Source organism: Xanthomonas sp. WHRI 8932A (assembly GCF_035012785.1).
GTDB lineage: Bacteria > Pseudomonadota > Gammaproteobacteria > Xanthomonadales > Xanthomonadaceae > Xanthomonas.
In genome coordinates this window covers 429,443-455,276 of sequence record NZ_JAYGQQ010000001.1, presented here as the reverse complement: position 1 = coordinate 455,276, position 25,834 = coordinate 429,443, and the positions used below count along the sequence as shown (strand labels likewise).

15 protein-coding genes and 2 other RNA genes are annotated in these 25,834 nt (G+C 63.5%); 11 read left to right on the top strand and 6 right to left on the bottom strand.

All coding sequences use genetic code 11. From position 1 onward, the window contains the following. The first annotated feature begins 1,160 nt into the window (after window positions 1-1,160). Window positions 1,161-1,236: non-coding RNA, sX9 sRNA (locus VC212_RS02015), on the top strand. A 4-nt stretch (window positions 1,237-1,240) separates the two neighbouring features. Here the strand turns inward: VC212_RS02015 and galA are convergent. The 5 genes from galA to VC212_RS01990 all read right to left on the bottom strand — a co-directional run bounded on the left by galA (window position 1,241) and on the right by VC212_RS01990 (window position 9,909). Beyond that, window positions 1,241-3,808, bottom strand: a complete 2,568-nt coding sequence (gene galA, locus VC212_RS02010; RefSeq protein ID WP_323514204.1) for a beta-galactosidase GalA — start codon at window positions 3,806-3,808, stop codon at window positions 1,241-1,243. Continuing rightward, window positions 3,805-5,007: an arabinogalactan endo-1,4-beta-galactosidase gene (locus tag VC212_RS02005; protein ID WP_323514203.1), complete on the bottom strand. Its 1,203-nt coding sequence runs from the start codon at window positions 5,005-5,007 to the stop codon at window positions 3,805-3,807. The genes galA and VC212_RS02005 overlap by 4 nt, the downstream gene beginning before the upstream one ends. 312 nt (window positions 5,008-5,319) lie before the next feature. Beyond that, window positions 5,320-5,397, bottom strand: a non-coding RNA gene (locus VC212_RS02000) — sX9 sRNA. A gap of 61 nt (window positions 5,398-5,458) precedes the next feature. Beyond that, window positions 5,459-8,152: a TonB-dependent receptor gene (locus VC212_RS01995; RefSeq protein ID WP_323514202.1), complete on the bottom strand. Its 2,694-nt coding sequence runs from the start codon at window positions 8,150-8,152 to the stop codon at window positions 5,459-5,461. Window positions 8,153-8,520: 368 nt separating this feature from the next. Further along, complete coding sequence (locus VC212_RS01990) at window positions 8,521-9,909, bottom strand: short-chain fatty acyl-CoA regulator family protein (protein ID WP_323514201.1); 1,389 nt, start codon at window positions 9,907-9,909, stop codon at window positions 8,521-8,523. A 134-nt stretch (window positions 9,910-10,043) separates the two neighbouring features. On the opposite strand from VC212_RS01990, the gene VC212_RS01985 reads away from it, so the two are divergent. The 7 genes from VC212_RS01985 (at window position 10,044) to VC212_RS01955 (ending at window position 18,765) form a co-directional block, all read left to right on the top strand. Then, the gene (locus VC212_RS01985; RefSeq protein WP_323514200.1) at window positions 10,044-11,549 is read left to right on the top strand and encodes a CoA-acylating methylmalonate-semialdehyde dehydrogenase; all 1,506 of its coding nucleotides are present in this window, start codon (window positions 10,044-10,046) and stop codon (window positions 11,547-11,549) included. 10 nt (window positions 11,550-11,559) lie between these two features. After that, window positions 11,560-12,741 carry an acyl-CoA dehydrogenase family protein gene (locus tag VC212_RS01980; protein ID WP_115512215.1) on the top strand — a complete coding sequence of 394 codons (1,182 nt, stop codon included), beginning with the start codon at window positions 11,560-11,562 and terminating at the stop codon, window positions 12,739-12,741. Then, window positions 12,738-13,535 (top strand): enoyl-CoA hydratase, encoded by a 798-nt coding sequence (locus VC212_RS01975; protein ID WP_323514198.1) that lies wholly within the window; start codon window positions 12,738-12,740, stop codon window positions 13,533-13,535. Before VC212_RS01980 ends, VC212_RS01975 begins: the two co-directional genes overlap by 4 nt. Next, on the top strand, window positions 13,520-14,713 hold the full coding sequence (locus VC212_RS01970) for an enoyl-CoA hydratase/isomerase family protein (RefSeq protein WP_323514196.1): 1,194 nt from the start codon (window positions 13,520-13,522) through the stop codon (window positions 14,711-14,713). The genes VC212_RS01975 and VC212_RS01970 overlap by 16 nt, the downstream gene beginning before the upstream one ends. Window positions 14,714-14,832: 119 nt before the next feature. Beyond that, window positions 14,833-15,735, top strand: coding sequence for a 3-hydroxyisobutyrate dehydrogenase (gene mmsB, locus VC212_RS01965; protein WP_323514280.1), 903 nt, complete (start codon window positions 14,833-14,835; stop codon window positions 15,733-15,735). 627 nt (window positions 15,736-16,362) lie between these two features. Beyond that, window positions 16,363-17,328, top strand: coding sequence for a cation diffusion facilitator family transporter (locus tag VC212_RS01960; RefSeq protein WP_323514195.1), 966 nt, complete (start codon window positions 16,363-16,365; stop codon window positions 17,326-17,328). A gap of 153 nt (window positions 17,329-17,481) precedes the next feature. Further along, the gene (locus VC212_RS01955) at window positions 17,482-18,765 is read left to right on the top strand and encodes an aspartyl/asparaginyl beta-hydroxylase domain-containing protein (RefSeq protein ID WP_115584398.1); all 1,284 of its coding nucleotides are present in this window, start codon (window positions 17,482-17,484) and stop codon (window positions 18,763-18,765) included. A gap of 18 nt (window positions 18,766-18,783) precedes the next feature. Here the strand turns inward: VC212_RS01955 and VC212_RS01950 are convergent, their stop codons facing one another. After that, window positions 18,784-20,286: a sulfotransferase gene (locus VC212_RS01950; RefSeq protein WP_323514194.1), complete on the bottom strand. Its 1,503-nt coding sequence runs from the start codon at window positions 20,284-20,286 to the stop codon at window positions 18,784-18,786. Between the two features lie 160 nt (window positions 20,287-20,446). On the opposite strand from VC212_RS01950, the gene VC212_RS01945 reads away from it, so the two are divergent. From VC212_RS01945 to VC212_RS01935, 3 genes are all read left to right on the top strand, one after another. Continuing rightward, on the top strand, window positions 20,447-20,899 hold the full coding sequence (locus tag VC212_RS01945) for a hypothetical protein (protein ID WP_115527375.1): 453 nt from the start codon (window positions 20,447-20,449) through the stop codon (window positions 20,897-20,899). A gap of 39 nt (window positions 20,900-20,938) precedes the next feature. Continuing rightward, window positions 20,939-22,519: a sulfotransferase gene (locus VC212_RS01940; protein WP_115527376.1), complete on the top strand. Its 1,581-nt coding sequence runs from the start codon at window positions 20,939-20,941 to the stop codon at window positions 22,517-22,519. A 316-nt stretch (window positions 22,520-22,835) separates the two neighbouring features. After that, the gene (locus VC212_RS01935) at window positions 22,836-25,688 is read left to right on the top strand and encodes a TonB-dependent receptor (RefSeq protein WP_323514193.1); all 2,853 of its coding nucleotides are present in this window, start codon (window positions 22,836-22,838) and stop codon (window positions 25,686-25,688) included. Window positions 25,689-25,834: the final 146 nt, after the last annotated feature.

Genomic DNA, 25,834 nt, shown 5'->3' with positions numbered 1-25,834 from the left:
TCTCAGCAGTGCGGTTTCGAGACTTTATCTAATTCGGATGGGTCTTTATGACTTCCCGAATCAGGTTCGAACTATTGCTGCTTTCGATAAACGTACATGTTCAAGTAGCGTTATCTATGTCAGTTATTGCCACGAATCGTCAGTTGCTGCGATAAAGTCGGTTACTATCTTTGGGTAATTTACTTCAAGCGAAAAGCATGGGATTCACAGGTGTTAAAAGGTGTTCGTTAATCTCAAAAGATAACCAAATCTTTGCATTGAAAAATAATGCAAAATTGCGAAGTTGGTTTTATTTAAGCGATGCAGTAGCTGATGGTTGATGCAAGTTTTCTCTCTGCCATGATGAAAATGGATGGGTTTTGTATGGCTGTGGAATAGCGGCGGATGATCCGGCATTGATAGGGCGGCGCGTCAAGCAAGTTGCAGCAGTCAAGAGAATAAATTTTTCTCGTCTTGCTTTCGGCCAAGCTAGGCCACCTCTCTGCCCGGCCTCTCTCCGTAACGTCAGTGCCACCGTACGCCGGGAGACAGACGCAATGACGACTGGATCGCCCCGTTCTCGAATGACCAGGTGACTTGGCTGGTTTGGCGGCGTTACGCGCGAGCTGGCCAACGCCATGTGCGCTGACGTCCAGAACGCGAGACGTGACCTTGGGCGAACTCAGCGAGAGAAACCCGGCGGTCGTCTTCTCGATTGGTTGTCAGAGCGAAGAGACGAGCAAGAACGGCCTGATACCGCTTTGCGGCGGGGCTGTCTCTCGGCAGGTATGTCCGTCAGCGGTATTGCTTCGAGACTGGCCGTCGGGCATGGGCTGCTGCCAGCATGGAGCGATGACCGGTGGTGTCCCTGGAGAGTATTGCAGGCGACTCAGGCAGAAAGTTTCATGCGCGGTGGTCAGGCGCGGTTTCTGGATGTCGGGCGAGCGAATTTCCGTGCGGCACGGAAGTCCATTCGGGTTGCAGGAGAGCCATACACAAGCCGTGCAACGCTTTACTGCCGTGCCCTATCGTTTCCGTGGCGAGCTAGCTCTTCATTGCCTGCTCCGATTCGAGGCGCGGGCCTGTGCAGCGGCGAACTGCACTTGATGGCCGGGGTTTAGAGCAGCTAATAACAGGACTGTGCTCACCGCCAGGCGGGCGCGGCCGGTGCTCGGTGCGGCATGTACCACGCGTACACTCCGGTTCCTCCGCGCCGTCCACGCCCACCTGACGACTGCTCGCGACGTTTTGGTAGCCGCGCTTAGCCCACCGACGGCCGTAGGGCCGACTTGGCAGCCTGCAGGCGCAGCGTAGCCGGGCGCAATCCGGGCGTGCTGGCCTGCAGCACGATATCGCCGCTGCTTCTGGTGGTCTGCAACAGCGCAGCACACAGTCCGTTGAAGGCCTTGCGCTGCGGCGCCTTGTCGTCTTCTTGACTGCTGGGGTCGCCGTTGCCGACGCCGATCAGACGCGAGGGGCCGCGCAGGGCGAAGTGCACCTGGTTGTCGGCGTTGGGTACCAAGCGGCCTTGCGCATCGACGATCTCCACTTTCACGACTGCCACATCTTCGGCATCGGCACGCAATGCGTTGCGGTCGCAACTCAGGCGGATCGCGGCGGGCTTGCCAACGGTCTCACGGCGTTCGCGGAGCACCAGTGCGCCCCCACGATAGCCGCGCGCTTCGATCACGCCGGGGGCGTACGTCACCCGCCATTCGACATGGCCGTAGGCCGGCACCTGCTGCAGGCCCTGGCTGACGCCATTGACCAGCAACTCCACCGCGTCGAGATTGCTATGGCACCAGACCGCGAGGTGACCGTTGTCGTCGGGTTGCAGCAGACCGTCCCAGTTCCAGTGCGGGAACAGATGCAGCACCGGTTCGCTGGTCCATTGCGCGCGGTAGTACCAGTAGTTGTCCTTGGGAAACCCGCAGCTGTCGAGCACGCCGAACTGGGAGGCGACATTTGGCCAGCGGTTGTAGGGTGTGGGTTCGCCGCGGTAGTCGAAGCCGGTCCAGATGAAACCGCCGGCGATATAGGGGCGTTGGGCGACGTAGCTCCACCACGCTTCGGCGGTGCTCGCCCACCAGGGGTGGTCCAGATCGTAGGCGCGGGTATAGCCGCGTGCGTCGTCGCGTTGGTAATTGCCGCGCACCGACACGGTACTGCCGGTTTCGCTGCCGTAGATGGGGATGTTGGGGTATTGCGCGTGGAAGCCGTCCATCTGGCTGGTGCGGTAATTGAAGCCGACCACATCCACCACCTGGCCCACGCCGTCGCCGAAGCCTTTATCCATGGCAAAGGTGGTGGGGCGGGTGGGGTCTAGCTGGCGCACGCGCTGCTGCATGCGCGACACGATGCGCGCACCGCGCTCGGTGACCTGCTGCGGTTCTTCGTTGCCGAGCGACCACAGGATCACGCTGGGATGATTGCGCCCGCGTCGCACCATCGTCTCCAGTTCGCCCATCGCTTCGGGGTCGGTGGACATGCGGCGGGTTTCTTCGATCACGAACATGCCGAGCCGGTCGCACAGGGCAAGCAATTCGGGGGTGGCCGGATTGTGCGAGCTGCGATAGGCATTGCATCCCATCGACTTGAGCTGGCGCAGGCGCCATTCGTGCAGGGCGTCCGGGATGGCGGTGCCGACGCCGGCATGGTCCTGGTGGTTGTTGGTGCCGTGCAACTTGAGGGGCGTGCCGTTCAACAGGAAGCCGCGTTGTGCGTCGAAGGCGATGCTGCGCACGCCGAAGGCGGTGACCACGGCGTCGGTGGCCTTGCCGTCGCTGTGCACGCTGGTGGTCAGGGTGTACAGCTGTGGGGTGTCGATCGACCACAACGCCGCCTGACCCAGCGGGAGGGTGTGTTCGAGCTGTTGCACCTGGCCTGGCGCCACCGTGATGGAAGCACTCACCGCCTGCGCGACCACGCGTCCATCCGGTGCGGTGATGCGGGCCTGCACGCTGCATTGGCGCGGGGCGGTGCCGTCGTTGCGCACTTCGGCAGAGACCTGCGCAGTGGCGTTGTCGCGCTGCAGGGTGCTGCGCACGAACACGCCGTGCTGCGGCAGATGCAAGGGGTCGGTCTTCTGCAGCCACAGATGGCGATAGATGCCGGCGCCTTCGTAAAACCAGCCTTCGCCCAGCGTGGCATCCACGCGGACGGTAATCAGGTTGGGCTTGCCGTAGTCCAGCACTTCGCTCAGGTCGACCTCGAAGCCGCAATAGCCGCTGGCATTGCGCCCGACGATGTGGCCATTGCAGAACACCACGCAATCGCGGAACACGCCGTCGAACACCAGGCAGATGCGCTTGCCCAGATCGCTGGCTGGAATCTGCAGCGTCCGCCGATACCAGCCCACGCTGTTTTCGGGAAAGCTCGTTCCCAGCGCCTTATAGCCGTGTGCGGCCGCCGGGTCTTCCTCGGTCATCGAAGCGGAGATCGGCTCCGGGCGAAAGGGCAGGGTCACGGCCCAGTCGTGCGGCAGATCTACCTGTTGCCAGCTGCTGTCGTCGAAGCTCAGTTGCGCAGCGGTGGCGGTGTCCTTGCCGGCCTTGGCGAAGGTGCGCTGGAAGGTGCCGAATTCGAAATCGCGCGACGGGTCGCTGGCATGGCCCAGATGAAAGCGCCAGCCGAAGTCGAACAGCAGCCGCTCGCGTGGCGCCAGCGTTGCGTCACCTAATGGGCCAGCCGGTGGTGTGTTTTTGGCAGTCGCCGATGCGGCGCCGGCAATGCCTGGCACCAGCGCGGCAGCCGCGCCGACCGGAAGTGCGGCGCTCACACTGCTTGCAAGCATGCCGCGCAGTAGCTCGCGGCGATTGATGCCGGTCATGGCTGTGTCCTCATGCTGGCGCCTGCTGGCTGTGCCGATGCAGGTGTATGCGCTGCGGGCGTGTATGAGGGCGGCGCGCCGGTGTATGGATGGTGCATGAAATCGATCGCCGGCAGCACGTCATTGCCATGCTTGAAATCGAAGAAGCTGGCGTTTTCCCACGACGAACCGGTGCCCCAGCGCGTCTTGCAGCTGCTACTGGTCCATGCCGGTTCCCAGTACACGACGCCGGCACCGCCGGTGTCGATCACCAGCTGGGTGAGGTCGATCATGTACTTGGACTGGCCTTGCGGCGTGGCCGGGTAGCCGGCAATCAGCGAGTCTTCGCCGAGCAGGTTCTGCGAAGTGTCGCCGGACTCCAGGGTCCACGGGTAGGCGGTTTCCACCACCACCACGTCGGCATCAAAGCGGCCACGCAAGCGCTGGATGGTCTTGCCCAACTGCGCCATCGACTGGGTGGACCACTTGCGGTAGTAGCTGATGCCGATCAGGTCGAAGTCGGTGACGCCGGCCTTGGTGGCGGCGGCGAACCACGGCTCCACATTTTCCGGCTGGGCGATATGCAACATCACCCGCGGTTTGATCGTGGAGCGCGCGCTGATGTCGCGCACTGCCTTGATGCCGGCGTTGAACAGCTTGGCGTTGCGCTGCCAGTCGATGGGGCGCTTCTTGTCCCAGGGCTGGCTGTCCATCAGGTCGGAATTGCTTTCGTTGCCCACCTGCACCAGCTCCGGCATCAGCCCGGCGCGGTCGAGCGCACTGAGCGTGTCGTAGGTGAAGCCGTAGAGCGTGCGGGCCAGTTCGTCGGTATCGGTGATGCTGGCCCAGGCCTTGGGGATCAGCTGTTTTTCGCCGTCGGCCCAATCGTCGGAATAGTGCAGGTCCAGCAGCACCTGCATGCCTTGTGCACGTGCGCGCGCAATGGTCTTTTTGACGTCGGTCAGGTCGCTGTACTTGGTCCAGCGCGCATTGTTCCACAGCCGCACACGCACCAGGTTGGCGCCATGCGCATGGAACAGTTCGAACGGATCGGTGACCACACCGTTCTCACGATATTGCACACCGCATTCCTCCATCTCGTTGACGTAGGACAGGTCCGCGCCGAGATACAACGTGGCGGGAGGCTGGGCGGCGTGTGCGGAAACGGATAATGCCAACGCCAGCAGCGTCGGCGTCCAGAAGCGGCGTGTAGAGCGCATGTAATTCCTCGACAAATCAACCATGGAGCGGCCAACAGCATGCTGCATGTGGCCATCGTGCAGCGCAGGCGGTGTGCGGAATCGCAACCAGAGTCGCAGTGCGTTCCCGCGTATCGACGTCACTCGCCTGCTGCCCGGCGCAGCAGGCGCCGGATGTTTCTGTGGGGTGGCGATCGAACACGACGGTGCAGGCGCCAGGCGCATAGCGGTCTGCATGGAACCGGCAGCTACAACGCGTATCTGCCGGTTCCTGCGTGCCGTTCATGCAGTGCCGCCGACTGCGCGTCATGCGTTCGCCACCATGCTTGGAGCAGCTAAAAAAACGTAGCCGGGCAGTCGTCAGGTGGGTGTGGACGGCGCGCTCAGAAGCGGAGTGTACGAGTGGTACATGCCGCATCGAGCACCGGCCGCGCCCACCTGGCGGTGAGCACAGTAGGTTTGTTCGCTGCTCTTAGAACCGGTACGTCGCTTCCAGCTGGTAGCGACGGCCGAACAGCTGGTAGCCGCCATCGTCCTGATTGGCCAGACGGTTGGGCTTGTTGTCGGTGTAGGCACGCAGCGGCTCGTTGGTGAGGTTGCCGGCCTGGAAGCGGAAGCCCAGCTGCTTGCTGTACTGCCAGTTCAAGCTCAGATCCACGGTGCCTTCGCTCTGCAGGCGTGCCAGACGCGCGGCATTCCAGCCGTACACCACCGTGTAGGGGCTGTGGTACTTGTAGCCCACACGCGCTTCGAAAGTGCCGTTGCTGTACCACAGGTCGAAGGTGCCGGTCTTGCGGGCCAGGCCGCTCAGCGGCAGCGGGTTGTTTTCCGGCGAGAATTCCTTGAGGTTGGAATCGACCAACGAATAGTTGGAATAGACGCCGAAGTTTTCCATGTGCGGGATAAAGAAGAACGGCGTCTGGAAGGTGAGTTCCACACCATTGATGTAGCCGCCGCCGCCATTGAACGGCGCGCTGACCAGGTAATCCAGGCCGTTGATCACTTCGCGGTCGGTGCGGTAGCCGATGCTCGAATCCACTTCCTTGCGATACACCGCCAACGCCGCCAGCGCTTCCTTGTGGAAGTACCACTCGTACGACACGTCGACCTGGGTGGCCTTGAACGGGTCCAGCTGCGGGTTGCCGCCGCTGCCGGTCAGCTGGCCGACGGTTACGGTGGGGTCGTCCAGGCGACGGCCGGTGCGCAGCTCGTCCAGCGGCGGGCGTGCGATGACCTTGGCCACCGCAAAGCGCAGGATGCGTTGATCGTCGATCAAGAAGTTGAGCGTCGCGCTGGGCAGCACGTCGGTGTACTCCTTGCTGTCGCTGCTGGCCTGCACGGTGCCGCCGACCGAATCGAAGCCGTCGCTGGTGGTCTTGGTGTTGACCAGGCGCACGCCGATATTGCCGGTGACATCGGTACCGAACAGCTGCGAGCTGAAGACCGCCTTGGCGAAGGCTTCGCGCACGTCTTCCTTGACGTTCCAGTGGTCGAGCATCTGCTCATTGAGCGTGCTCGGATCGAAGCCGCCAAAGCCAATGCGTGCGATCTCGGCCATGTTGCCGCCGGTGAGCGTGGGCACATTCAAGTCCGGCATGGTGACCGGGTAGATCAAGCCCTGATACGCCGAAATCGGCTGGTCGTAGCCGGACTGGTTGCCGATGAAATTCCGGTTCTGCTTTTCGCGGCGTGCGGCGCGTGCGCCGAACTCCAGCGAGGTGAACGGGCCTGCGTCCACCGCACGGCTGGCATTGAGCGCCAGCGCGGCGATCTTGTCGCGCAGCGCCTGCGGTTGGGTCTGCCCGGCAATGCCGTATTCGGGCGTGTCCGAGCTGGTGCTGATGGTGGGCGTGACGCTGCGGCGGAAATCGAACGACACCGTGTCCGGGTTACTGCCGAAGCGCACTGCCTGCCAAACGTTGTCGCGCTTGGCCTGCGAGAACGACAGGTCGCTGCCCAAGGTCCACACATCGCCGTTCCACTTGGCGTTCAAACCACCGGCGGTGAGCGTCTTGACCTCGTTGTAGTGGCTGACCACATGGTCGACCTGCAGGTTGGAATTGGCCAAGGTGCCGGCCACCACATCGCCATCGACGATGGTGTAGGACGAGCCCGGCGTGGTGTACGGGTTGGTCGCACCGGAAAAGGTGCTGAAGGCCAGGCCGTTGAACCAGTTCTGCAATTGGTCTTCGTCGATCTCGATGCGCGAATACAGGCCGTCGAACTTCAACTCGAAATTGCCCGAGCGCCACTGCACGGTGCCCATCGCGCCGGTGCGGGTCTGCTCGATCAGCTTGAGCTGGTCGGCCGCGCCCCACGGGGTGGGATCCACGGTGCCATCGCCATCGACGTCGCGCGAGGTGGTGGCATCGGTATAGCCCCAGCTGCCGATCGACGAGCTGGCGTTCTTCTGCTTTTGATAGGTGGCGCCAAAGGCCACCGCCAGATTGTCGTTGAACTTGTGCACCCAGCTGGCGCCGAAGCGGCTGCCCCACGGGGTGTAGCCATCCACGTCCTTGGCGTGGTCGTAGAACACCGGCCCGGCGGTGCCGACAAAGCCGGGGCCGGTGTAGTCCAGCGGGCTGATGGTGGAGATGTCCACGGTCGCCGCCAGGCCGCCGGCGACCAGGTCGGCCGACTGGGTTTTGTAAACCTTGACGGTGGAGACGATCTCGGTGGGAAACACTTCCCAGCGCACTGCGCGATTGGGTTCGGACGAGGCGATCTCGCGCCCGTTGACGGTGCCCATGGTCATGCGCGGGCCCAGGCCGCGCACGGTGGCCAGGCTCTCGTTGCCGCGGTCGCGGGTGCCGTTGACGCCGGGCAGGCGCACCAGCGCTTCGGCCACGGTGACGTTGGGCATCTGGCCCATGTTGTCTGCGGAGATCACTTCCATGACGTGATCGGACATCTGCTTGGCCTGCACGGCCTGATTCAGGCTGGCGCGCTGGCCGATCACGGTGATGTTGTCCAGCGTCACCGGTGCCTGCGCGTTGGCGGCGCTGCTGCTGGTGGCGTTGGCCGGCGGCGCGGCGGGCGCGGTGTCCTGTGCCTGCGCACTGAACGCGGTGGCCAGCACGAAGGCGATGGTGGTGCAGAGGACGTCGCGGACCGGCGTGCGGCGCAGGCGCCGGCTGGCCGAGTGACCGGTGTGGTGAACAGGCATCGGTTGATCCCTCCCAGGACTAAGTGACCGAATAAGGTGATGGCGGCTGGTGCGGCCCGCCGGTGCCGATGTAGGTCTGGCGCGATCGAGCGGACATGGCGTGGTGCGGTGGTGCGGTTGCGGTAAGTGCGTTGCTGCGGCGCTGTCACGATCGACAATCGACAATCGCGCTGGCGTCCCCCTGTCCTGCATGTGTCCGCTTCAGGGTAGAAGCGCGAGTCATTCCATTCCAATGAAGCATTTTGCGTGAGCTATCTCGGCTTGGAATGCTGCAGTGCAGCGCTAGCGTTTGCTTCGTCACAGTCTGGCGTGGGTGCGTGCCAGGCGATCAAACGTTGTCCAGGTCGCAATTGCGTGGTGTGGTCTCGCTAGCGCGTGCTGACCGGCAACCGGGGCAGGGCGGGGAATGCGCGCTGCACGCAGTCGCTGCGCTCGCAGGTCAGGCAGCCCGGCCCGATCGGCACGGCATCGTCCACCGCGCCCAGGTCCCAGCCGCGCGCATAGACCAGCTGGTCGGCATGACGCAGGTCGCAGCCCATCGCCAGCGCAAAGGTCTTGCGCGGGCGGCCGTAGCCGGGGGCGCCGCTGCTGACCTGGCGGGCCAGCCAGAAATAGCGGCGGCCATCGGGCATGCGCGCGATCTGGGTGAGGATGCGGTCGGGCTGGTTGAACGCCTCGTACACGATCCATAGCGGGCAGGCGCCGCCCACGTGCGAAAAGTGGAAGTCGGTGGACGAGTGGCGTTTGGAGACATTGCCGGCGCGATCCACCCGCATGAAGAAAATCGGTAACCCGGCTGAGCCGCGTCGCTGCAAGGTACTCAAACGATGGCAGACCGCCTCGAAGCCCACCCCGAAGCGGTCCGCCAGCCACTCGATGTCGTAGCGCGAGCGCTGCGCGCTGTGCAGGAAATCGCTGTACGGCATCACCAGCGCGCCGGCGAAGTAATTCGACAGCCCGATCCGCGACAGCGCGATGCGCTCGGCATCTTCGAACCCGGCATCGGCGATGCGCGCGTCCAGCAACGGTGCGCATTCCAGCAAGGCCAGGTGCGCGGCCATCTGGAACGCCTGCTGGCCGGTCCGCAGATGGGCGGGCAGCCACAACACGCGTGCCTGCGCGTCCACGCTGCGTTTGTCGCTGTGCAGATCGGGCGCCTCCTGCACCAGCAGGCCGTGGCGATCGGCCAGGCGCTGGCGCAGCCGCAGCGGCAGGTTTTCCGGGGTCAGGCCGAGTTCGGCATACAACGCCTCGGCGCGCTCATCCAGTTCGGGCAGGTAGTTGTGCGCACGGTTGAAGTAATCGCGCACCTGCTCGCCCGGCGACAGCGACGGCATCGCCGCATGCTCAATACCGATCTGCATTTGCAGCGCGGCATTGCGCTCCAGCAGATGCTGATGGGCGCGGTGCAGATCCAGCAGCGCCTGCGCCACCTGCGGCAGGTTGCCGGTGAGCGCGCGCAGCTCGGCCGGCGACAGCGTGTGGCCCAGGCTGCGCAGCGATTCGTCCAGCGGGTCGGCCAGGGCGGCCGGGTCGTCCAGATCCAGCAGGCCGTCCAGATCGCCCAGCGTGGCCTTGAGCCGCTGCTGGATCGCCAGCGTCAGCGGGCGCTGGTTGCGCTCGATCTGGTTGAGATAGCTGGGCGATAACGCCAGCCGGCGCGCCAGCTCGGCCTGGGTCAGGCCGTGGCGCTGCCGCAGCCGCTGCAGGCGCAGGCCGAGTTGATGGCGGAGGACGGGCGGCGAGGACTGGGGCATTCGCAAGATTCGCAAAATTGTGCGGCCAGCTTAGCGCGATTAAGCAGATGTGGGCTGGGAATGGCAGGTTGGGCTGCGAACAATGCGAATTACTGGGCCAGCCGGCCCGATGTCTTCTGCGAGCGAACCCTGTGATGAGCGAATCCGTTCCCCGCGTGTCCCTGTTGATTGATGGACAAATGCTGGTCTCCGCCAGCGACCAGTGGCAGGACGTGGTCAACCCGGCCGACCAGTCGGTGCTGGCCCAGGTGCCGTTCGCCACCACGGCCGAAGTCGACGCCGCAGTGGCCGCAGCCAGCCGCGCCTTCGTCAGCTGGCGCAAGACGCCCATCGGCACCCGCGCACGCGTCTTCCTCAAGTATCAGCAGCTGATCCGCGAGCACATGCCCGAGCTGGCCGCGCTGCTCAGCGCCGAGCAGGGCAAGACCCTGGCCGATGCCGAAGGCGATGTGTTCCGCGGGCTGGAAGTGGTGGAGCACGCCGCGGCGATCGGCAATCTGCAGTTGGGCGAACTGGCCAACAACGTCGCCAACGGCGTGGACACCTACAGCCTGCTGCAACCGCTGGGCGTGTGCGCGGGTATTACCCCGTTCAACTTCCCGGCAATGATTCCGTTGTGGATGTTCCCGATGGCGATTGCCACCGGCAACACCTTCGTACTCAAGCCGTCCGAGCAGGACCCGATGGTCACCATGCGGCTGGTCGAACTTGCCCTGGAAGCGGGCATTCCCAAGGGCGTGCTCAACGTGGTGCACGGCGGCGAAGACGTGGTCAACGCACTGTGCGACCACCCGGACATCAAGGCGCTGTCGTTCGTCGGCTCCACCAAGGTGGGCACGCATGTCTATCGCCGCGCATCGCTGGCCGGCAAGCGCGTGCAATGCATGATGGGCGCCAAGAATCACGCCGTGGTGCTGCCGGACGCCAATCAGGAGCAGACCCTCAATGCGATGGTCGGCGCCGCATTCGGTGCGGCCGGCCAGCGCTGCATGGCTGCCTCCACGCTGGTGCTGGTGGGCGAAGCGCAGCAGTGGATCCCCGCCCTGGTCGCCAAGGCCAAGACCTTGAAACTGGGTGCAGGCAACGCCCAGGGCACCGACGTCGGTCCGCTGATTTCCTGTGCGGCGCGCGAGCGTGTGGAGAGCTTGATCGCCTCCGGCGTGGAGCAGGGCGCCACGCTGGAACTGGATGGTCGCAGCCCCACCGTGACTGGATTCGAACAGGGCAACTTCGTTGGCCCGACGATCTTCTCCGGCGTCACGCCGGGCATGCGCATCTACGACGAAGAAATCTTCGGGCCGGTGCTGGTGATCCTGGGCGCAGACACGCTGGACGATGCGATCGCGCTGGTCAACGCCAATCCCAACGGCAACGGCACCGCGTTGTTCACCCAGTCCGGCGCCGCCGCGCGGCGTTTTCAGGAAGACATCGACGTGGGCCAGGTCGGCATCAACGTGCCGATTCCGGTGCCGGTGCCGCTGTTTTCGTTCACCGGCTCGCGCGCCTCCAAGCTCGGCGACCTGGGCCCCTACGGCAAGCAGGTGGTGATGTTCTACACCCAGACCAAGACCGTTACCGCGCGCTGGTTCGACGACCAGACGCTGGGCCATGGCGTCAACACCACCATCTCTCTCAAGTGACCCCAACGCCATGAATGCAGCCATCCAGCTACACGCCAACGCGGCCGATCTGAACGACGAGCAGGAAGCGTTCCGCGCCGCCGCGCGCGACTTCGCCGACAAGGAACTCGCCCCATACGCGGCGCAGTGGGACGCAGAAAGCCACTTCCCGCGCGAGGCGATTGCCAAGGCCGCCGAACTCGGTTTCTGCGGCCTGTACACCGACGAAGGCGTGGGCGGCCTGGGTATGCGTCGGCTCGATGCGGCGGTGGTGTTCGAAGAATTAGCGACCGTCGATCCGTCCACCTCGGCCTTCATCAGCATCCACAACATGGCGACATGGTTGATTGCCAGCTACGGCAACGACGGCGTGCGTGCGCAATGGGGCGAGGCGATGACCAGCGGCGCCAAGCTGGGCTCGTATTGCCTGACCGAGCCGGGTGCCGGCTCGGATGCGGCATCGTTGAAAACCCGCGCCCAGCGCGATGGCGACAGCTACGTGCTCAACGGCAGCAAGGCCTTTATTTCAGGTGCCGGCGCCACCGATGTGCTGGTGGTGATGGCACGCACCGGCGACGATGGCGCACGCGGCATCAGCGCCTTTGCGGTGCCGGCCGATGCGCCCGGTATCAGCTATGGCCGCAAGGAAGAAAAGATGGGCTGGAACAGCCAGCCCACGCGCGGGGTGACATTCACCGATGTGCGCATCCCGGCCGGCAATCTGCTCGGCAAGGAAGGCGAGGGCTTCAAGATGGCGATGAAAGCGCTGGATGGCGGCCGCATCAATATCGCCGCCTGCTCGCTGGGGGCCGCGCAGGGTGCACTGGATGCCGCACGTCGCTATATGGGCGAGCGCCGTCAGTTCGGCAAAAAATTGGCAGATTTCCAGGCGCTGCAATTCAAGCTGGCCGACATGGCCACACAATTGGTGGCCGCGCGGCAGATGGTGCACACCGCCGCCCGCAAGCTCGATGCCGGCAGCCACGACGCCACCGTGTGGTGCGCAATGGCCAAGCGCTTCGCCACCGATGCCGGGTTTGCCATCTGCGACGACGCACTGCAGATCCACGGCGGTTACGGCTATATCCGCGAGTACCCGATCGAACGACTGCTGCGCGATAGCCGCGTGCATCGCATCCTGGAAGGTACCAACGAGGTGATGCGCATGATCATTGCGCGGCATCTGCTCAACGGCGAGGAGGAACTGCGATGAGCGCGTGGGAAGGACGTGTGCATACCGGCTTGCAGGTCGAGCGCGATGGGCATGTCGCCATCGTCACCTTGAGCAACCCGCCGGCCAACACCTGGACCGTGCAGAGCCTGGCCGCCTTGCGCGGCCTGGTGCATGCATTGGACGCCGACCGCAGCGTGTATGCACTGGTGATCACCGGCGAAGGCGAAAAATTCTTCAGCGCCGGCGCCGACCTCAAACAGTTTGCCGACGGCGACAAGGCCGCTGCACGCGAAGCCGCGCGTCGCTTCGGCGAAGCGTTCGAGGCGTTGAGCGCTTTCCGTGGCGTGTCGATCGCCGCGATCAACGGCTATGCCATGGGCGGCGGTCTGGAATGCGCGTTGGCCTGCGACCTGCGCATTGCCGAGCAGCAGGCGCATCTGGCGCTGCCGGAAGCCAGCGTCGGGTTGTTGCCGTGCGCGGGCGGCACGCAGAACCTGCCGCGCCTGGTCGGCGAAGGCTGGGCCAAGCGCATGATCCTGCTGGGCGAGCGTATCGATGCCGCCACCGCACACCGTATCGGTCTGGTCGAAGAGGTGGTCGGCAAGGGCGAGTCGCGCGCGCTGGCAATTGCGTGGGCGCAGCGTGCCGGCAAGCAGAGTCCGGTGAGCGTGGCCGCCTGCAAGCGGCTGGTGCAAGCCACCCGCCATGGCACGCACGCCGCAGCCTTGGTTGCCGAGCGCGAAGCCTTCGTCGATCTGTTCGAGCAGGCCGACCAGGCCGAAGGGGTTGCCGCATTTTTGGAAAAGCGCGCGCCGCAGTGGAGCAACCGCTGATGACGGACGTCAGCGCAACCGACGAGGCGCCGGTGTTGTTCGAGCAGCGCGATTGTGCCGACGGGCATCGCATCGGCATTGCAACCTTGAATGCGCCCAAGACGCTCAATGGCCTGTCGCTGCAGATGACCCGGCTGCTGGATGCGCAGCTAAGTGCATGGGCCGACGATGCGCAGATTGCCTGCGTGGTGCTGCGTGGTGCCGGCGATAAAGCCTTGTGCGCTGGCGGCGATCTGCATGGGCTCTACCAGAGCATGCGCGCACATCGCGATGCGGTACCAGATGCGGCCCAGCGCCGTGCAAGGCCGCAAGATAATCCGCACGCCGCCGCATTTTTCAAAAAAGAATATCGGCTGGATTACCGCATCCATACCTATGCCAAGCCGCTGCTGTGCTGGGGCCATGGCATCGTGATGGGGGGCGGAATCGGCCTGATGTCCGGCGCCAGCCATCGCGTGGTCACCGAGCGTTCGCGGCTGGCGATGCCCGAGATCAGCGTCGGCTTGTTTCCCGATGTGGGCGGCAGCTGGTTGCTGCGTCGCGTGCCGCACGGCGCTGGTGTGTTTCTCGCCTTGACCGGCGCACCGCTCAATGCCAGCGATGCCATCTACGCCGGTCTGGCCGATGTGCGGTTGGAGCACGCGCAATACAGCGCCGTGCTGGATGCCTTGAGCGCGCACGCGTGGACCGGCGATGCCGGCAACGATCGTGAGCAACTCGGTGCGTTTTTGCATGGAATCGCGCAGCCGCTGGAGCCGGGCCCGCTGCAGCTGCATGCGGCATTGATCGAGCAACTGGTGTCCGGCCACACGCTGGAGCAGGTGGTGGATGCGATCCAGGCCCTGCAAAGCGAGGACAGCTGGCTGCAAGCCGCGCGCACGACCCTGGCCGCTGGCGCGCCCGGCTCGGCACGGCTGGCATGGGAGCTGCAACGTCATCCCGGCACTGCGACGCTGGCCGATACCTTCCGCACCGAATATGTGGTGGCGCTGCACGCCGCCGCCCACGGCGATTTTGCCGAAGGCATCCGTGCGTTGCTGATCGACAAGGATCGCCAGCCGCAGTGGCAGCCGGCATCGCTGAGCAACGCCAATACGCAATGGGCGGCTGACTTTTTCAACGCGCCATGGCCGGCAGCGCAACATCCGTTGGCAGATCTCGGCGCGCATCAGGCATGACAGCCGCGTGCTCCGCAGGTCTGGCGCAACCATGCAAGCACCGCGCACGTTGCGTGCGTAACGCTGTTTGCGGCATTGCGCGCTGAGCGCCTCCCGACCCTTTTGATACCTGCTCCACTCTGGAGATCGACACGATGAGCAAGATCGCTTTTATCGGCCTGGGCAACATGGGCGGCCCGATGGCCGCCAACCTGATCAAGGCCGGGCACCAGCTACGCGTTTTCGATCTGGTGCAGGGCGCACTGGATGCGGCATCGGCCGCTGGCGCGCACGCAGCAACCTCGGCGCACGACACCCTGGCTGATGCCGAGATCGTCATCTCGATGCTGCCGGCCAGCCGGCATGTGGAAGGGCTGTATCTGGGCGATGGCGGCATCCTGACGCAGATTCCCGACGGCGCGCTGGTGATCGACTGCAGCACCATTGCGCCGGTGTCCGCACGCAAGGTGGCCGATGCCGCGCGCGCGCGCGGGCTGGCGATGCTGGACGCGCCGGTGTCCGGTGGCACCGCGGGTGCCGCCGCCGGCACGCTGACCTTTATCGTTGGTGGTGACGCCAATGTGCTGGAGCGCGCCCGTCCGGTGCTGGAAGCCATGGGCAAGAACATTTTCCACGTCGGCGACAACGGCGCCGGCCAGGTCGCCAAGTTATGCAACAACATGGCGCTGGGCGTGATCATGGCCGCCACCGGCGAAGCGCTGGCGCTTGGCGTCGCGCAGGGGTTGGACCCGGCGGTGCTGTCGCAAATGATGGCGGTCAGCACCGGACGTAGCTGGGCCACCGAAGTCTGCAATCCATGGCCCGGCGTGCTGCCCAACGCACCGGCTTCGCGCGGCTACAGCGGCGGCTTCGGCAACGATCTGATGCTCAAGGACCTGGGCCTGGTGGCCGAATCTGCGGTGCAGGCCGGCGTATCGATCCCGCTGGGCGAACTGGCACGCAACCTGTATGCCATGAACAGCACGGCCGGCAACGGCGCGCTGGATTTCTCCAGCGTGATCAAGCTGGTGGCCAAGGTTTGAGAGCCGCTAACAAAGCGTCTACTTCCACCGTCAAGGAGGCGTAGCCGGAGTGGCAGTTGGCATCCGTCTGGAGAGTTGATCGAACTGGGTGAATCGGCTGTAGAGCGAATGATCTGCGGCTTGGCTGCGAGGCCCTTGCCCGCCCACCATCGCGGGACACGCCGCAAGTACGTCCGTGTAGGACCTTACGCGGCATCCATGCCGCGTAAGGTCTCGCGACGCTGGGCGGGCAAGGACCGGTCGGGCATGATTGCAAGCAGTGCAAGCAGTGCAAGCAGTGCAAGCAGTGCAAGCAGTGCAAGTAGGGCAAGCAATGCATGCATGGCAAGCAGTGCATGCAGCGCGGCCGTCTGATGAGGTGCGGTCTGGTCGGCTTCGTTCCATCTGAGCAACTAAACTACCAAGACGACATCACTCCACCCGCCAACGAAGGCAGTGGGGTCAGTACATTGCCGCCATTGCTGCGGCGTTCGAGAGCGTTTGTTAGCCGCTCCGAGTCGCTACTCGGCCTGGACAATCAGGCGTCGTGTCGCGCTCACGTGATGTGATGTCATCACGCCCAGGTGTAATAGTCTCCGCCATCGCACGCGCCTAAGGTGCGCGCATCGCACAAGGCCACTGCACCCCATGGGACACGATCACAACCACGCACCCAGCGAAATCCGCCACGAAACACCGTTGTGGTGGGCGCTTGGCCTCACCGCCACCTTTCTGGTGGCCGAAGTCATCGGCGCGTTCGTGTCCAACAGCCTAGCGCTGTTGTCGGATGCGGCGCACATGGCGACCGACACGCTCGGTCTGATGATCGCGCTGCTCGCGGTGCGTTTGAGCCGTCGCCCGGCGGACGCGCGCCGCACCTACGGCTATGTCCGTCTCGAAGCGTTGGGGGCATTGGTCAATGGCGCGCTGCTGTTCGGTGTCGGTGCCTACATCCTCTGGGAAGCCGCACAACGCTTCCGCGCACCGCAGGACATTTCCTCCAACGGCATGCTGCTGATTGCCGGTTTCGGCCTGGTGATCAACCTGATCGCGATGAAACTGCTGCATGCCGGCAGCGGCGAAAGTCTCAACGTCAAGGGCGCCTATCTGGAAGTCTGGAGCGACATGCTCGGCTCGGTGGCGGTGATCATCGGCGCCTTGCTGATTCGTTGGACCGGCTGGCAATGGATCGACCCGGTGCTGGCGGTGCTGATCGGCCTGTGGGTATTACCACGCACCTGGGTGCTGCTGCGCGAAGCGATCAACGTCCTGCTCGAAGGCGTCCCCAAAGGCATCGACCTGGCGCAGGTGCGTCAGGCCTTGACCAGCTACCCCGGCGTCGACGACGTGCACGACCTGCACGTCTGGGCCCTGGCCTCCAGCACGCCCGCACTCACCGCGCACGTGGTGGTCGGCGACACCATCGACCGTGATCGCCTGCGCGACGCCCTCGGCACCTTGATGCACGACCGCTTCGACATCGCCCACGTCACCTTGCAAGTAGAGAGCGGCGATTGCGGTACCGAACCCTGCGGTACGCCAAAGATCGCCTCGGACGCCGCGCATGACGATCACCACGGGCATGCGCATGGACATGGCGGCCACTCGCACTGAGCGGTGGCTGGCGTTGTAGCTTGAGCGTGTTGCCAGTGTACGGATGGTAGTACGCGCGGCAGGCGCCTACGCTTCCGGCCTCACGGCCAGCTGGCGCGTTGCCGCCTCCATCGTATGATCGGCCCGGGATGAGTTCTGCACACGGCGGATGTCATGGCGCTAGAGGTCGAGCAGGTGAACGAGCGGGTTGCCGCACTCGTGCAAGAGGCCGGTGCCGCAGCATCGGCAGGGGACTGGCAGCGAGCCGAGGCCTTATGGCAGCGCGTGCAGAAACTGGCGCCGGCACATCCGCAGGCGCTGTATAGCTTAGGAGTTCACGCCTACCAACGGGGCGACACGCAGTCTGCGATTGCGTACCTGGATGGCGCGCTGGCAACCAGCCCGGCCGATCCGATGATCGTGCTGACCATCGCCGTGGTGAAGCAGGCGCAGGGAGACGTGGACGGCGAATGGCAGGCCATTGCCGCGGCGCTGGCGCTGGATCCGTACTTTTTACCTGGCCTGCTGGCGAAAGCCGAGTTTCTGGAAGCGCGTGGCAGGCCGCGCGCGGCTGCCGGTGTCTACCGCGATGCCTTGAAGGTTGCACCGCCCCAGCCGCAATGGCCGGCCGTTCTGCGCCGCAAACTGGCGCGCGCCAGTCAGGCTGTCGAGCAGGACACGTTGGAACTGGAAGCACAGTTGCGCACTGCGCTACAGGTGCCACGTCAGTCGGTGAATGCGGCGCTCCAGGGGCGCTGGGATGAGGCGGCGGCGATCGCAAGTGGCCGATCCCGCCCATTCCATTCGCAGTCCAACCGTCTGCTCATTCCGCGATTGCCTGCCTTGCCCTTCCATGACACGGCGGCGTTTCCCTGGGTCGATGCATTGCAGGAACGCACCGATGCCATCGCACAGGAGCTGCATGCCGTCATGGCGGCCGATAGCAGTGGCTTTGCTCCCTATATCGCCTACGCGGCCGATCAGCCGGTGAATCAGTGGAAAGCGCTCAACCACTCGCCCGCCTGGAGCTCGTACCCGCTGTGGCAACATGGCCAGCCTGTGGAGTCCCATCTACAGCGGTGTCCAGCAACCGCTGCCGCGCTGGCATCGGTGGATGCCGCGCAGATTGCGGGAGTCTGCCCCAATGCGATGTTTTCGGTATTGGCACCGCAGACGGTGATTCCTCCGCACCATGGCGAGACCAATGCGCGCTTGGTGGCGCACCTGCCGTTGATCGTGCCGGAGGGTTGCAGCTTTCGGGTGGGTTACGACTGGCGGCATTGGGAGATCGGAAAGGTGCTAGTGTTCGATGACTCGATCGAGCACGAAGCGCGCAACGAGAGTGCGCATGCGCGCGTGGTGCTGATCTTCGACGTGTGGAATCCCCAGTTGAGCGAGGAAGAGCGCGCCATGGTCAATGCCATGGAAGCGACCATCGCACGCCATCGCGCTGGATGAGTGCGCGCCAGCCGGCGATCAGTCTTCGATCGCGACGCCGGTTGCTGCCAGTGCCTGACGTAGTGGCCCAAGCTGCGCGTCATACGCTCGCCAACGGCCCGATGCCTCGGCATGCAGCGGGCGGCGCACCTGCCAGTAGCTGGCGGTTCTGACCGCGTTCTGCGCGCGGTGGAACTCCAGGCACTGCGGTTCCCATGGCAGCTGCAGGAAATCGAGCAGCGCCCGCAATGTAGATTCTGGCGCGGTAACGAAGGCGTCGTAGTCGAATGTGTGGATGCTGTCCGGATACAGCGACAGCCAGTGCTGCATCAACTGCGCAGACGCGCCATAGAAATGCCCGATGTCTTCCAGTCTGCCGGCGTAAGCGAATCGACGCGGATTGAGTTGCTGCATGAAGATCGACAGCCCGTTGTCCAGCGGATGACGACGCGTGTGCACGATCCTTGCGGAGGGAAAGAGCTGCTTGATCAAGCCGACCAGTTCAAAGTTGTCCAGCCGCTTGTCGGTGATGTAGCGCAACTGCGAATGTTGCGGAACCGCCAGCGCGACGCGTTGTTGATAGCTTGCCGCTAGGCGTGCCCTGGTTTGTGCAGACAGGTCTTGCGCGGCTTGCGGAAACGGTGACAACGCCTGTGCAACCAGACGGGGCAGCGTGTCCAGCTCGCCCCCTGCAGCAATGCAGGGATGACGCGACAGCACCTGTTCGAGCAAGGTGGAGCCGGAGCGGAACATGCCGCAGATGAATAACGGAGCCGCCACGTTTTGCTCAATGAGCCGATCGGATTGCTCGCTCAAGCTGCCGCCGTCGGCAAACACTGCGCTGAGATGGTTGAAGCGCTGTTGTGTCCTTTTTGGGTCGTAGCGGCGCGACTGTGCGTAGCCATCACGGTTGGCGGCGCTTGCCGTCTCGAATGCGCGCTGGTGCAGCCCCAGGCGATCGTAAGCCTGCGCCAGCGCATGCGAGACGGTGGCCGATAACGCTGCATCTTGGCCCGGCAACGCGACAGCCTGGGCAAGCCTGCTCAGGCGCGGATCCTGCGCATGCGTGGGTGGGTCCAGGTGCAGCAAGCGGGCGGTCGCCTGCAGTTGCAGCGCGTGGGTGGATGCTTCGGCGCTAACGAGGACCAAAAGTCGAGCATAGGCTGCGATCGCTCGATCGCGCGCGCCCATTTCCTCGTGCAAATTGCCGAGGTTGAGCAGCGCCGGCGGATAATCCGGATGGCACTGCAGGGCAAGCTCGAGTTCTTCAAGCGCCAGCGCGTCCCGGTGCAGATGTTCGCTCAGCAGTGCGGCACGATTGAGGTGAATTTGCTCCGGCTCCGTAGCGCCGCAGGACAGGGCCTGCCCGTAAGCATCGAGTGCCCCGAGTGCATCGCCATGACGGCGAAGCAGGTAACCCAGGTTGTACCAGGCATCGGCGCAGCGGGGCTGGGCTTGCAGCACGTGTCGATAGGCCTCGGCTGCCTGCTGCAGATGTCCCTGCTGCAGGAGTTTTGCGGCCTGCTGCAACAAGGCGTTCAATACATGCTCCCGGAACGTAGCTGGAGAAGTGGTATTGCCGCATGCTTGAGCATGCATGTGCGGTGTGTCAATCGGCTTGCCGACGCAAACGCGGCCGTTCCCGTACCCGGCCACACGGTTGCCTTGTATGCTCGGTCATCGTCTACAGCGAAGACACGCAATGCCAACGTGGAAATCCCTCGGAATCCTGCTGATGGTATGCGCAACGAGTGCGGCGGCGCAGGAGGTTGTCACGCATGCCTGTGCGTCGGTCCTCGATCCGTTGCCACGGCTGGCCTGTTACGACGCGAGCTTCCCGCCATCGCCTGCAGTGCGCGCCGCTGAAGCCAGCAGGGGGCTACGGGAATTCGGTCACGACCCGGCGCGCGCATCGGTGACCTCGCCTGGACAGTCGCCAGCACAGGTGAGCGCCACCGTCCGCGCGGTGGCCTATCAGACCGACGGTACCCGCGTCGTTGTGTTGGACAGCCAGCAGCGCTGGGCGCTGACAGAATCCAGCAGTCGCGGTCATCTGGCCGAGGGCGATGCAGTGACGATTCGCACTGCTGCGCTGGGGAGCTACATGTTGGTCACACCCGGCGGCGTCGCACTGCGTGCTCGCCGCATCGATTGACATCGCCGATACCAGCGTCCGTGACCGGGAGAGACCTGATTGACCGAGATTGAGCCCAACAGCATTCTGCGAGACGGATATCGGTTGTTGCGCCAGGGCCGCTACCGCGATGCGGTTGCACTGGCCGAGGGTGCTTGCGCACACCATCCCGATGATGCGCATCTGCTTGAGTTGGCAAGCGAAGCCTGGCTGGCGAACGGCGATCCAGACACTGCGGCCGAGCGCATCGCGCGTGCCGCGGCGGTTGCGGTGTCGCCGGTTCCTCTCCTGATCAAGTACGGCAGCTTGCTAGTGCAGCTGCGTCGCCGCCACCAGGCCCGGCGCGTGGCTCGTCAAGCACAGGCACTGTCGGCGGCAGATGGAGCTGCGCTCTGGCAGATTGGTACTCTGCATAGCGGCTGTCAGGATGTTGTTGCCGCACGCGATGCGTACCGGCAGGCAATGACATTGCTCGGAGAGCAGCCGCGGCTGATGTACGACCTTGCGACGATGCAATTTTTCAGCGGTGAGTTCGACGCAGCAGAGCGTATTCTGGATCGGCTGTTGCAGTTGGTGCCCAACGCCGGCGATGCGCTGTACCTGCGTGCCAGCTTGCGACGACAGACCGCGCAGCAGAACCACCTGGACGATCTGCGCCGCAGGTTGGCATCGACCTCGTTCGATGCGCAGGCAAGGGCGGCGGCCCTGTTTGCGCTGTCCAAGGAGCTGGAGGATCTTGGTCGGCACGAGCGGTCGTTTCAGACACTGACAGTCGCGGCTGCCAGCAAGCGCGCGACCTTGCAATACGACGTCGCTGCCGAGTGCGCGCGTATCGCGCAGATACGCGACGCTTACGGTCCGGCGGCAGTACAGACGCTGCGCTCGGGCCAGGGTGGCGAGGGTGTCATCTTCATCGTTGGCTTGCCGCGCTCGGGCACCACGTTGCTTGAACGGCTGCTCGTACAGCACGCCGACGCTCGTTCGGCGGGGGAACTGATGGACTTCGGTGCACTGCTGGGCGCTGCAACGTCACCAATCGTGTCAAGCAACCCGGTGCTGACGGCGGCGCAGGCATCGCTGCAGATCGATTTTGCCGCGCTCGGTGAGGATTACCTTCGCGGCGCGCGTGAGGTTGTTCATGGGCATCCGCTGTTGATCGACAAGATGCCGATCAACTATCTCTACTGCGGCATGATCGCAACGGCCTTGCCGAAGGCGCGCATCATCCACCTGGTACGTGACCCGCTCGATACCTGCTACGCCATGTACAAAACCCTGTTCTACAACGCTTATCCGTTCTCTTACGCGCTCGACGAAATTGGCGAGTATTACCTGGCCTATCAGCAGACGATGCGTCATTGGCATGCCCTGCTGCCGGCGAAGATCTTGGACGTGCACTACGAGGAGTTGGTGCGCGATACCGGTCATCAGATCGCCCAGGTATTGCAGTGGTGCGGGCTTGCCTCGCGCCAGGCTGTGCCCGAGATGACGGAAGTGGCCTTTGTCACTGCGAGTGCGGCTCAAGTACGCGGAGAGATACATCAGCGCTCGGTACATGGCTCACGTCGGCATTTGTCTGGACTTGGCGCACTGGTGAAGCGGCTGCAGATAGCCGGTGTTGAAGTGCCCACTGCAAGGTGATCGGTGCATCGGCCTACATAGACCGTTGGCCAATGGTGCGATGAGCCCTGCAAGCCAATGACTGTGTGATCCACGCACCGTTTTGGGGCTTTTGCGCACCCTTTCAGAGCATTGCTGAACAGGGCTTTAATTTTCTTTGACATCGCCTTAGCATCGGCTTGGCAGCATTTTTCGGGCGCTTATTTCGCCCCCCGCTAGCCAATGTGGTCAGCGCCGTTTACTGCGCTCGCCCGCGTCGTCGCAGTGGTTGCGCACCTGCCGCTCTCCGGTGGCGTGTCTTGCCCTGCGCCACCCGTTCGCACTGTCGGAGAGAGAGATGAGATTGAAGACCAGCAAGTTGCGCGATGCCATCAGGGTATCGCTCGCGGTTGGCGCCGCTGCACTGGCGTTCACAGGGTCCGTGATGGCGCAGGAGCAGCCATCGATGGATGCCAAAAGCCTGGACACGGTCAACGTCACCGGCACGCGCATCAAAAGCCAGACGATGACTGCCTCCAGCCCCGTGGCAGAAATCAACAAGGAAGAATTTCAATACACCGGCGCGACCAAGGTCGAAGATCTGATCAATCAGTATCCCCAGCTTGCCGCGAGCTTCGACAACTTTGCCAACAACGGTTCGGATGGATATGCAACCGTCGATCTGCGTGGCTTGGGTGCGCAGCGGACCCTGACCTTGGTCAACGGCAGGCGTATCCCCAAGGGCATCGGCGAAAGCCCGGATATCAGCATCATTCCTGCCGCACTGGTGCGCCGGGTGGATGTTCTCACTGGCGGTGCTTCTGCGGTGTACGGGTCGGACGCAGTCGCCGGCGTGGTCAACTTCGTACTGGACGACGAGTTTGAAGGTGTCAGTGTCGATATGGGCTACAACGCCTTTCAGCACGACAACGGCAATAAGCTGATGCGCGGCCTGATGGATGATGCGGGGTACGATTATCCAACCGGCAATTCCGGTTTCGATGGTATTTCCCGCAATGTGGATCTGGCGATCGGCGGCAGTTTCGGCGAATCCGGTCATGCGACCGCCTGGGCAACCTGGCGCGAGAATGATCCCTTGCTGCAGGGGCAGCGCGATTACTCTGCCTGTGCATTGAGCAATGCGGGCACTGCATGCGGCGGTTCGGCGACTGCAGACCCTGCCAATTTCTACGTTGTTGCTCCGTCTGCCGGCGCGTTCTATGTGCAGCCGTCCGCGGGCGGGACCTGGTCGCAGGTCGCTTCGCCCAATCTCTACAATTTTGCGCCGTTAAATTACTACCAACGGCCTGACACGCGTTATACGGCTGGCAGTAGCATCAAGTACGAGGTCAATGAGCACTTCAAGCCCTACCTCGAAACACTCTTCGTCAACCGCAAGAGTTCCACCCAGATCGCTCCATCCGGTGCATTCTTTACCGACCTCAACGTCAACTGCGCAACATCGGTGATCGGCAGTCTGTGTAACGATGTCGGTATCACCGACGACGAGTTCACGGTCTACGTTGCCAAGCGCAACGTCGAAGGTGGTCCGCGCATTACCGATTCAGACACAAACAGCTTCAGCATCACCACTGGTGCGCAGGGCGATATCAACGACAACTGGTCGTACGACGCCTCCTTTACCTATAACCGCAGTACCACCAAGTCGGAAAATATCAACGACTTTGTCACTACCCGGGTGCGCGATGCGCTTTTGGGCTGTCAGCCTGGCGCATTCGACGGCTGCGTGCCGTACAGCGTCTGGAATGACAGCGTGACCGCAGCAGAAGCGCAGGCGCTACAGGGCGTAGGTATCGTCAATTACGAAACCTCGATGCGCGTGTTCAATGCATATGTGACCGGCAACTTCGGTTACAGCCTGCCATGGGCCGGCGAGAATCCGATTAGCGTGGTCGGTGGCGTGGAAACCCGTACTGAAACCTTCAAACGCGTCGCCGACAGCAATATGCAGACCGGTAACTTCACCGGTCTCGGTGGCCCGACCTCCAATGTATCCGGTGATATCAGCGTCAAGGAATTGTTCCTGGAAGGCGCCGTGCCGCTTCTGGCTAACGCAGGTAGCCTGGATCATCTGGATATGCAGCTTGGCTATCGCTACTCGGACTACGACATCTCCGGTGGCGTCAGCACCTACAAGGCCGGTCTGGGTGCGACATTTGTCGATGGCAAATATCATTTGCGCGCAGGCTGGAACCGTGCGATCCGCGCTCCGAACGTCACCGAGCTGTACAACGAAAATACGATCGGGCTATGGAGCGGTAGCGACCCCTGCGCTGGCGCCAATCCGACCTTTACCCAGGCCCAGTGCGCCAACACCGGTGTGACGGCCGTGCAATACGGGCGTGTGGCAGCAAATCCAGCGGGGCAGTACAACGAAATTGCTGGTGGTAATACCGCGCTGCAACCGGAAACGGCCAACACCTGGACGGTCGGCTTTGCGGCCAGCCCGATCAAGGGGCTCGATCTGAGCGTGGACTACTACGACATCAAGATCGACGACGCCATCCGCGCCATCGGTTCTTCCAACATCCTGACCGCATGCGGTGTCACCGGCAATGCGGACATCTGCAGCCGCGTCCGCCGCAACGCCACCACCGGCGATCTGTTCCGCGGCAGCGACCCCGATGTCTCTGGCCTGATCTTCAATTCCCAGGACAATTTCGGCTCGTTGCACTTCCAGGGGATCGATCTGACCGCGTCGTATGCATGGAGTGTCGGCCCGGGCCGCCTGACCGCCTCGATGATGGGCAGCTATGCCCTCAAGCAGGAATACGAGCCGGTTCCGGGCGTGCAGGAAGTGACCTACGACTGCGCTGGCGTGGTCAACGTGGCATGCAATAGTGCCGAGTGGCGGCATGTGCTGAGCACGCGCTACAACTTCGATCGCTACACAGTAAGTCTGCGTTGGCGTTACATCGGTGAGCTGGACTACCAGAACACCGACGGAACCCGTGGCACAACCGACGTGCGCCTAGTGAACCAGGACAACAAGGTGTCGGCGTACAACTACTTCGACCTGTCCGGTTCGATGCAGTTGGGCGATTACGTCACCTGGACGCTGGGCGTCAACAACATCGCCGACAAGGAACCGCCGCTGGTGGGTGGGAGCCTCACCTTCAACGGTAACTCCCTGGGGGGTTACGACCAAGCGGGGCGTTACATCTTCACCAGTGTGGGTCTGCGCTTCTAAGTTGCGTTGCGGCACCGGTAAAAAAGAACGGCGAGCCTTGGCTCGCCGTTCTGTTGTTGGGCGGTGACGACCCGTTCGATCGTTGTGTCGCCGCACCTTGATTCGAATCAGCCGACGATCAATCGGCGCGCGTGCTTTCGCAGACA